This window comes from Flavobacterium sp. FlaQc-52 (genome assembly GCF_044007495.1).
GTDB classification, from domain to species: domain Bacteria; phylum Bacteroidota; class Bacteroidia; order Flavobacteriales; family Flavobacteriaceae; genus Flavobacterium; species Flavobacterium cupriresistens.
Genome location: NZ_JBIPCV010000023.1, coordinates 1 through 8,810 on the forward strand (window position 1 = coordinate 1; position 8,810 = coordinate 8,810).

Sequence of the window (8,810 nt, forward strand, 5' to 3'; positions counted from 1 at the left end):
AAATTATGGAAGAACTATTATCTAAAAAGTCCTATTATTGTAAACCAATAACAGGACTAAAAATGAATTGTAAATCTATTTTAGGATTAAGGATAAATATGTAAACTTATTTTAGGACGAGACAATCTTAAACTTCTACTAACCCATCGCTAGCGCGAGCGTCCCGCTCGTGAATCTATACCCAGTAAGTTCTAATTATAAACGACTTTGAATACTTGAGCTAAGCAAACACCTAATATACAACAAGTTTCACTCTCATTTTTGAATTTCTAAAGCAACAAAAAAACAAAAAATCCAAAATCCACAATCTAAAATCTAAAATCTTCCCCCCAACAGGATGCAACTTGTCCGATTCTCTCCTCAAAATTGTCTTCTTACCCCCCTAACGTATTGATATTTAGAACGTACATTTGTTATACTAATTTCTAAATCATACCAAATGAACACACAAGATTTTACCACAACCCTCATAACTAATCATTCTCCGGAAGACGTTTTTAATGCCATTACGAATGTTCGCGGCTGGTGGTCGGAAGAGATCAAAGGAAATACAGCAAAACTAAATGATGAATTTAACTACCATTACGAAGACGTGCATCGCTGTAAAATAAAATTGACAGAAGTAATTCCGAATCAAAAAATTGTCTGGTTGATAGAAGAAAACTATTTCAAATTTACAGCAGACGAAAAAGAATGGACCGGCACAAAACCTACTTTCGAAATCACAGAGAACGATGGCCAAACAGCGCTGCGATTTACTCATATTGGTTTAGTTCCCGATTATGAATGTTTTGAAATTTGTAGAGACTCTTGGACAAATTACATTCAAAACAGTCTGAAAAAACTAATTACAACCGGAAAAGGCCAGCCAAACGGCAAGGACAAACCACAAACCGAAAACGAAAAGAGATTGTCGGAAAAGTGATTAAATACCAACAAACTGTACATTTATAAATTCATGACTTCATCAGATTAGAAAGTTAATAAAGCGATAATTTTTTAAATTCATAAACAGTTATTTCATAACTTAGTTAGCTTTTTAATCTTTGAAATCATGACTAAGAAATATATTGCAAAAGACTTTTTAAAACTTGCTGCAAAAGGGCATTCGCATGAAGCATTTCGCCTATATGTCAGTAAGGATTTTAAGCATCATAATGTTTATTTTAAAGGGGATGCCAATACACTGATGCTGGCAATGGAAGAATCCTCCAGACAAAATCCGAATAAAACTATTGAAATTCATCACGCAATAGCAGATAAAGATTTGGTTGCCGTACATTCACATGTCAAACAAAATGCAAATGATTCGGGTGTGGCCGTAGTTCATATCTTTAGATTTGAGTCCGGAAAAATAGTAGAACTTTGGGATCTGGGACAAAGTGTACCCGCCAAAATGATCAATGAAAATGGAATGTTTTGAAAAAAATGTGAGTTGCAAAATGTAAACTGAGACTGAAAACTGAGACTGAGACTGAGACTGAGACTAAAAAAACAAAAAAAGACCAAAAACACCAAATGACCACACTTCTACGAACTTCTATTTTAGTATCCGTTCTGTTACTATTTTCAAGCAGCCCTTCCTTTTCGCAAAAAAAAGACCACTTATACACCCAAATAGACAGTTTAATTAAAGTTAGCAATCCTAAATTTAATGGTGTACTTCTTATTTCAAAAAAAGGAAAAACAGTTTATGCTAAAGCGCTGGGTTCTGCTGATTTTGATAAAAAGATCCCATTGACAATCAACAGCCAATTCGAAATCATGTCAAACAGCAAGCAAATCACGGCTGTTTTGATTTTAAAAGAAGTTGAAAAAGGGCGTATTGATTTACAGGCACCCATTAAAAAATATCTTCCGCATCTCACACAAACCTGGGCAGATTCTGTCACAGTTCATCAGTTATTAAATCATACCCATGGAATTATCGATTTACAAAAACCGCTACTTTTTAAACCCGGAACCGATTTTAAATATGGTGATTTAAGTTTTTCTTTACTGGGACAAATTGTTGCCTTTAGTACCCAAAAAAAATATCCGGAAGTAGCGGCTGATTTGTTTAAAAAATTAAACATGAAAAACACTTACTGTTATTCTAAAGACAAAACAACACAATTGGTTTCGGGCTATATTAACGACAAAAATGTTTTTACAAAAAATGATAAATCCGGAATAACCTCCGAAACCGTTTCTGCTAATGGGATTATATCAACGGTTACCGATTTAGCAATTTGGAACAATAATCTCCATAAAGGAAAAATCCTGAAACCCGCGACCTACCAATTGATGCTTCGCTATACTATCAAGGCGCAACACAATCTTTTTGGGAAAGAAAAAGAAGGCTATGGTTATGGACTACGAATCGTCGATCAGGGAAATCCAAAATATATGGGGCATTCCGGGCTGGGCGATGGCTTTTCTTCCGTAAATTTATACTTTCCGAAAAGTGATGTCAGTTTGATCGTTTTAGAAAATCAGATGAATACAAATTCTGAATTGTTTTACCAAACCGAAATCAAAATCAAGGGACTTTTATTAAAAAGTGATTTATTAAATAAAAAATAATCTGTCATGGCTGTAAACAAAACAATAGAAACGGAAGGCAGTGTTAACGATTTCATTAACGCTGTTGAAGACAGTACGAAACGAAACGACTCGTTTGAACTTGTTAAATTGATGCAGGAACAAACCAGTTTTGAAGCCAAAATGTGGGGACCTGCCATTATTGGTTTTGGAAGCTACCATTACAAATATGCCAGCGGTCGTGAAGGCGATGCACCGCTTGTCGGATTTTCACCAAGAAAAGAAGCAATTTCTCTTTATTGTTATGCTACATCTGAAAACAGAGAAGAACTTCTTTCTAAATTTGGAAAACATAAATCCGGAAAAGGTTGTATTTACATCAAAAAACTAACCGATATTGATGTTGAAGTGCTCAAAAAAATGATTTCCCTTTCGGTTGAAAACTTAAATGAATTATACCCACCAAAATAAACCATGACAATAACTTTTATACTACTGCTTGTCCTTTTAGCCGTTTATTTTTTTTTACAGGATGCCCGATTTGGTAAAGCTCCCACTGGCGAAAAACTGGCATTAATCCAAAAATCTCCGAATTATAAAAACGGAAAATTTGAAAATGAACATTTTACTCCGGACCTTACGGAAGGATATACGATGACGGGAGTGTTGTTTGAGTTTTTATTTAAAAAAAAGCAACACCGAATCCCTGCGGATTTAATTCCTTCGATAAAAACAGATTTGTTAAACCTACCTTTAGATAAAGACATTTTAGTCTGGTTTGGACATTCTTCTTATTTTATTCAGATTGAAGGAAAACGAATTTTAGTCGATCCTGTTTTTAGTGGTAATGCCTCCCCTATTGCCGGCACTACGAAGGCTTTTAAAGGAACCGATATCTATACCGTTGATGATCTTCCTGAAATTGACTACTTATTGATTACACACGATCATTACGATCACTTGGATTATAAAACGATTCTTAAACTAAAGTCCAAAACAAAGCAAATTGTCTGTGGTCTCGGTGTAGGTTCCCACTTTGAATTTTGGGGATTTTCATCCGATAGCATTATTGAAAAAGACTGGCATGAAAAAATAGAGCTTGACGCAAATATTACACTTTATACAGCACCAACAAGACATTTCTCAGGTCGTGCTTTCAAACGTTGCAATACACTATGGCTCTCTTTTATATTACAAACCCCAACCTATAAAATGTATTTGGGAGGAGACAGCGGCTACGATACTCATTTTGCTGCTATTGGAGAGAAATATGGTCCCTTTGATCTTGCTCTGGTTGATAATGGCCAATACGACATCAAATGGAAATACATTCACAACCTGCCTGAAAATGTAATTCAAGCCGCAAAAGATCTAAAAACGAAACGATTATTTCCGGTTCATTCCTCAAAATTCCCTTTGGCCAATCATGCCTGGGACGAGCCTTTGAAAAGAGTGACCCAATTAAATCAAAACGAAACAAATCCGATTCCCCTAATTACGCCAATGATTGGTGAATTAGTTGAACTAAAAAATGAAGAACAGGAATTCCGCCAATGGTGGAAAAATGTGAAATAAAAAAGTACCGAATATGAATCCCTCAGCCTATACAATTCGAAATGCCGATCCTTCAGAATTCAACAAAATTGGAGAACTTCTTATTCTTGTTTATTCACAATTAGAAGGCTTTCCAAAAGAAAATGAACAGCCCAATTATTATAAAATGTTAGCTAATATAGGCGATTTCACCAATCATCCTGGAACAGAACTTTTAGTTGTGGCTGATGATCAGGATACAATTCTTGGTGCTGTAGTTTATTTCAATGACATGAAATATTACGGCTCCGGAGGTATTGCAACTCAGGAACAAAATACGGCAGGTTTTAGATTATTGGCTGTAGATCCCGCTACCCGAGGAAAAGGAATTGGCAAATTACTGACTGAGGAATGTATTGGCAAAGCCAAAGCAAACCAACTCGATCAACTTATTATTCACAGTACTTTGTCCATGAAAACAGCTTGGAAAATGTATGAAAATTTAGGTTTCAAACGGTCTGAAGATTTGGATTTCATGCAGGGAGAACTTGCCGTTTTTGGATTTAGATATCCGCTAAAGTAAACACATTCTTCAAGTAGTAAAAGCATATAAAAAGTAAAACAGCAATACATCAAAAAAATTGAAACAGACAATATCCATTTTCCTGATCACATTTTTATTAAGCATTTCTTTAAGCGCTCAAAATACCTACGTTTTTCTGGGTTCTTATAACAGAGACAAAACTGCAGCATCCATTATGGTATATCAATTAGATACTGTAAAAGGAAAACTGACCCAAGTGGCGTCGGTCAAAAACCTGATTAATCCCTCTTTTTTAACGGTTTCTCCAAACGGGAAATATGTTTATGCCTGTACCGACAGTAAAACTCCAAATGCAGGAAGCGTAAGCAGTTTTGAATTCAATCCACAAAATAAGACACTTACTTTTTTAAATAAACAATCAAGTGGTGGCGAGAATCCGGTCTATGTTTCCGTTCATAAAAGTGGCAAATGGCTGATAAACGGCAATTACACCGAAGGAAGTGTTTCTGTATATCCGTTATTGGAAAATGGAAAAATTGATTCGATAGCACAAAATTTTCAATACCAAGACGGAAGTGTAAACAAAGAAAGACAAACCCGCTCACACATCCATTCCACAATATTTTCTCCGCAGTACGACTATCTATTTCTGCCCGACTTAGGTGCCGATAAAATACGTTGTTATCAATTTGATGCCACACAAAAACAGCCTTTAACAGCAACCGAAACTCCATTTACAAAAACAGATCCTGAAAGCGGACCACGTCATTTGGCTTTTCATCCCAATCAAAAATTTGCGTATTGTATTGAAGAAATGTCAGGAACAATCAGTGCTTATGGCTATGGAAATGGGGTTCTGCAAAAAATACAGAAAGTAAATACACATCCCGACACCCTTACAGAAGGTTTCGAAAGTTCAGACATTCACATTTCACCTGACGGAAAATTTTTGTACGCTACAAACCGTGGAAAAGAAAACAATATTGCCATTTTTACTATTGATGAAAAAGGACTTTTAGCCAATATCGGTTATCAATCGACCTTAGGAAAACATCCGAGAATTTTTGCGATTGACGAAACCGGAAAATTCCTGATCGCATCCAATGTGCTAACCGGAAATGTGGTGATTTTTAAACGAAATCTAAAAACGGGATTACTTAAAAAAACAGGGAAAGAAGTACAACTGGAAAATGTTTCCTGTGTTCAAATCAAAAAAATATAATTTAAAAACACCATTAAATATGAGTACATCACTTTTAAATTTACAGCCTGAAGTATTAGAAAACGAATTTGTAAAATTAGTTCCGTTACAGCAAACTGATTTTGAAGGTCTTTTTGAAGTAGCTTCTGATCCGTTAGTCTGGGAACAACATCCAAATAAAAACAGGTACGAGAGAGAAGTCTTTCAAAACTTTTTTGAAGGAGCAATGGAAAGCAAAGGCGCTTTTCTGATCCTTGATAAAAGTACAAACGAAATAGCCGGAAGCACCCGTTTTTATGAATATGAACCAGAAAATAAAAGTATTTTTATCGGTTATACTTTCTACGGAAGAAAATTTTGGGGAACAGGATTTAATTCCCATGTAAAAAAAATAATGCTCGACTATGCTTTTGATGCTGTTGATAAAGTTCAATTTCATGTTGGAGCAGAAAATTATCGTTCACAAAAAGCAGTTGGAAAACTGGGAGCAACAAAAGTAGAAGAAATAGACGTTGCTTATTACAATGAACCCTCTCGTCATAATTTTGTGTACGAGCTAAAAAAATAAACCAATACAAAATGAAAAGAATAAGCATTTTCTGCGGTTCCAGTTTTGGAACGGAAGCAATCTACCAAGAGCAAGCCACTTTGCTCGGACAAACATTAGCAAAACAAAATATAGAATTGGTATACGGCGGTGCAGACGTAGGTTTAATGGGTGCTCTTGCTGACGGCGCTTTAAGTGAAGGCGGAAAAGTAATTGGAGTACTTCCCGGCTTTCTGCGTTCAAAAGAAATTGCACACAAAGGCCTAACCGAATTAATTTTGGTAGAAAGCATGCACGAAAGAAAAACCAAAATAAACGATTTATCAGACGGTGTCATAGCACTTCCGGGTGGTTTTGGAACACTTGACGAGCTTTTCGAAATGCTGACCTGGGCACAATTGGGACTGCATAAAAAACCAATTGCGATCTTAAACATCAACGGCTATTATGATTCCTTGTTAGAACTTACACATACTATGGTTGAAAAAGGTTTCTTAAAAAATGTAAATCAGGAAATGCTTTTAGTAAGTGATTCTATTGATGATCTATTGGAAAAAATGAGGAATTACAACCCGCCAACAGTTGGAAAATGGATCGATAAGGAGAAAGTGTAAATCTTTATTTGCTTTGAAAGTAAACGACTAATCAGGGGGCTACGTTGGTAACTCCCATTGTAAAACATCAATTAAAATCAAGAATAACAGAAAGCCCTTGCGTAGCCTTTGACTTCGCTCAGGGTGACATTGGGGGACAAAATAACGGAATAATAAGGCAAACGTGGTTTTAAGAAAGACAATCCACAATCTCACCTTTTACAAATACCATTTTACAAACACCTTTTTACAAAAAAATTCTTCTCAAACAAATCGTATTACTTTTCAAACAAGTCATGAATAATCAATATTTCTAATTTTACATTGTTAACCAAACGACATAAATATGGACACATTTATTATTGATACAAAAACCGTTACACTTCTATTAGCCACTCTATTTACGGGGCTTTTAGCGGGTATTTTCTTTACTTGGGCTAATGCCGTAACACCGGGAATCGGTAAACTTGATGATATAAATTATCTCAGAGCCTTTCAAAATATGAACCGTACGATTCAAAATCCGTTATTCTTTTTGATCTTTTTCGGTTCGATGTTGTTTTCTTTTATAGCAGCGTATTGCTATAAATCCAATAATGCTGTTTTTTGGGTTGTTATTGCTGCAGCTCTCCTTTATTTTATTGGTGTTTTTCTTGTAACGATTCTGGGAAACATTCCGCTAAACGAAATGCTGGACAAAACCAACCTGACCTCTATCACGCTTCAGGAAGCCGCAATTTTACGAGATAAATTTGAAGCAAAATGGAATACTTTACATCTTATCCGAGTTGTGACCTCCTTACTATCTTTTTTACTTTTAATTATTGGCTGTCTGTTAAAAAACAATACTGTTCATTAACTAAAAGCGAAACAATAATTTTTTATCTTAGAAGGTCTGAAAAAAAGTTTCACGTTTCACGTTTCACGTTTCAGGTTTCATGTTTCATGTTTCAGGTTTCAGGTTACTGGCTATAAATTTCACGGCAGACATTTTACAATTCACATCTCACACCTATACAAAATGAAAACAGAAAACAACAAATTCGCAAAAGCCGAAATGCTGATAAGAAAACCTGTTTCAGAAGTTTTTCAGGCTTTTATAGATCCGGAAATCACAAGTAAATTTTGGTTTACCAAAGGCTCCGGAAAATTAGCAGAGTACCAGCCAATCGAATGGGTCTGGGAAATGTATGGTTTTTCGTTGACGGTTTTAACAAAGGTCATAGAAGAAAACAAAAAGATTGTCGTTGAATGGGGAAATACCGGAGAAACCACAACAGTAGAATGGATTTTTACCCCATTAAATAAAAATGAAACTTTTGTAAGCATTACAAATTCAGGTTTTGTTGGCGATACAGACAAAATAATAGATCAGGTTAGGAATTCAACAGAAGGCTTTACATTGGTGTTAGCCGGAGCCAAAGCATATCTAGAACATCAGATTCAATTGAATTTGGTTTTAGATCGTTTTCCTAAAGGGCTGGCTTGAGTGAGCTGTTTGTTGTGAAATGTGTGTTGTGAAATGCAAAATATTTTACTTAGCATGTCATTTCGACTTTAGGAGAAATCACACCAGAAACTCCGTTTCTATTTTCCGCAATCTTGTCATACTGAGGAACGAAGTATCTTCGTTCGCTGAATCGATACCGTTGAGCTTCACTTTACGGATTATCTCATGAAGATACTTCGTTCCTCAGTATGACAAACTGGACGTGAGCTGCGTGTGGGATTTCTCGACTTCGCTCGAAATGAACTGTGTTTAAAAGCAAATTTATTTTTAATTATTTAGATAAATAAAACTCATTTTTTGATGCTAAAGCAAACGCTTGTTTAAGTAGTTTGTTTGCTACAGCAATTAAAGCTATTTTT

Annotated in this window: 11 protein-coding genes; all 11 read left to right on the top strand. The window is 35.4% G+C overall.

The window, feature by feature from the left end:
- Positions 1-439 precede the first annotated feature (439 nt).
- The 11 genes from ACHRV5_RS22175 to ACHRV5_RS22225 all read left to right on the top strand — a co-directional run bounded on the left by ACHRV5_RS22175 (position 440) and on the right by ACHRV5_RS22225 (position 8,430).
- Positions 440-925: an SRPBCC domain-containing protein gene (locus ACHRV5_RS22175; RefSeq protein ID WP_395428299.1), complete on the top strand. Its 486-nt coding sequence runs from the start codon at positions 440-442 to the stop codon at positions 923-925.
- A 129-nt stretch (positions 926-1,054) separates the two neighbouring features.
- Entirely contained in the window at positions 1,055-1,423 is a 369-nt protein-coding gene (locus ACHRV5_RS22180; protein WP_047773589.1) for a nuclear transport factor 2 family protein, read from the top strand.
- 95 nt (positions 1,424-1,518) lie between these two features.
- Positions 1,519-2,565 (top strand): serine hydrolase domain-containing protein, encoded by a 1,047-nt coding sequence (locus ACHRV5_RS22185; protein ID WP_395428301.1) that lies wholly within the window; start codon positions 1,519-1,521, stop codon positions 2,563-2,565.
- A gap of 6 nt (positions 2,566-2,571) precedes the next feature.
- Complete coding sequence (locus ACHRV5_RS22190; protein WP_395428303.1) at positions 2,572-2,994, top strand: DUF1801 domain-containing protein; 423 nt, start codon at positions 2,572-2,574, stop codon at positions 2,992-2,994.
- Positions 2,995-2,997: 3 nt separating this feature from the next.
- Positions 2,998-4,098, top strand: a complete 1,101-nt coding sequence (locus ACHRV5_RS22195) for an MBL fold metallo-hydrolase (protein WP_395428305.1) — start codon at positions 2,998-3,000, stop codon at positions 4,096-4,098.
- 13 nt (positions 4,099-4,111) lie between these two features.
- Positions 4,112-4,639 carry a GNAT family N-acetyltransferase gene (locus ACHRV5_RS22200; RefSeq protein ID WP_395428307.1) on the top strand — a complete coding sequence of 176 codons (528 nt, stop codon included), beginning with the start codon at positions 4,112-4,114 and terminating at the stop codon, positions 4,637-4,639.
- A gap of 58 nt (positions 4,640-4,697) precedes the next feature.
- Positions 4,698-5,822: a lactonase family protein gene (locus ACHRV5_RS22205; protein WP_395428309.1), complete on the top strand. Its 1,125-nt coding sequence runs from the start codon at positions 4,698-4,700 to the stop codon at positions 5,820-5,822.
- A gap of 19 nt (positions 5,823-5,841) precedes the next feature.
- Positions 5,842-6,369, top strand: coding sequence for a GNAT family N-acetyltransferase (locus ACHRV5_RS22210; protein WP_047773784.1), 528 nt, complete (start codon positions 5,842-5,844; stop codon positions 6,367-6,369).
- An 11-nt stretch (positions 6,370-6,380) separates the two neighbouring features.
- Complete coding sequence (locus tag ACHRV5_RS22215) at positions 6,381-6,962, top strand: TIGR00730 family Rossman fold protein (protein WP_395428312.1); 582 nt, start codon at positions 6,381-6,383, stop codon at positions 6,960-6,962.
- Between the two features lie 325 nt (positions 6,963-7,287).
- Complete coding sequence (locus tag ACHRV5_RS22220) at positions 7,288-7,800, top strand: DUF1772 domain-containing protein (RefSeq protein ID WP_395428314.1); 513 nt, start codon at positions 7,288-7,290, stop codon at positions 7,798-7,800.
- A 162-nt stretch (positions 7,801-7,962) separates the two neighbouring features.
- Positions 7,963-8,430 (top strand): SRPBCC family protein, encoded by a 468-nt coding sequence (locus ACHRV5_RS22225; RefSeq protein ID WP_395428315.1) that lies wholly within the window; start codon positions 7,963-7,965, stop codon positions 8,428-8,430.
- The last annotated feature ends 380 nt before the right edge of the window (positions 8,431-8,810 follow it).

What these genes read in the sequence shown, in the direction of transcription:
- ACHRV5_RS22195 (WP_395428305.1), top strand. Translation starts at nt 2,998, where the DNA reads ATGACAATAACTTTTATACTACTGCTTGTCCTTTTAGCCGTTTATTTT.
- ACHRV5_RS22200 (WP_395428307.1), top strand. Translation starts at nt 4,112, where the DNA reads ATGAATCCCTCAGCCTATACAATTCGAAATGCCGATCCTTCAGAATTC.
- ACHRV5_RS22185 (WP_395428301.1), top strand. Translation starts at nt 1,519, where the DNA reads ATGACCACACTTCTACGAACTTCTATTTTAGTATCCGTTCTGTTACTA.
- ACHRV5_RS22190 (WP_395428303.1), top strand. Translation starts at nt 2,572, where the DNA reads ATGGCTGTAAACAAAACAATAGAAACGGAAGGCAGTGTTAACGATTTC.
- ACHRV5_RS22175 (WP_395428299.1), top strand. Translation starts at nt 440, where the DNA reads ATGAACACACAAGATTTTACCACAACCCTCATAACTAATCATTCTCCG.
- ACHRV5_RS22180 (WP_047773589.1), top strand. Translation starts at nt 1,055, where the DNA reads ATGACTAAGAAATATATTGCAAAAGACTTTTTAAAACTTGCTGCAAAA.
- ACHRV5_RS22210 (WP_047773784.1), top strand. Translation starts at nt 5,842, where the DNA reads ATGAGTACATCACTTTTAAATTTACAGCCTGAAGTATTAGAAAACGAA.
- ACHRV5_RS22225 (WP_395428315.1), top strand. Translation starts at nt 7,963, where the DNA reads ATGAAAACAGAAAACAACAAATTCGCAAAAGCCGAAATGCTGATAAGA.
- ACHRV5_RS22215 (WP_395428312.1), top strand. Translation starts at nt 6,381, where the DNA reads ATGAAAAGAATAAGCATTTTCTGCGGTTCCAGTTTTGGAACGGAAGCA.
- ACHRV5_RS22220 (WP_395428314.1), top strand. Translation starts at nt 7,288, where the DNA reads ATGGACACATTTATTATTGATACAAAAACCGTTACACTTCTATTAGCC.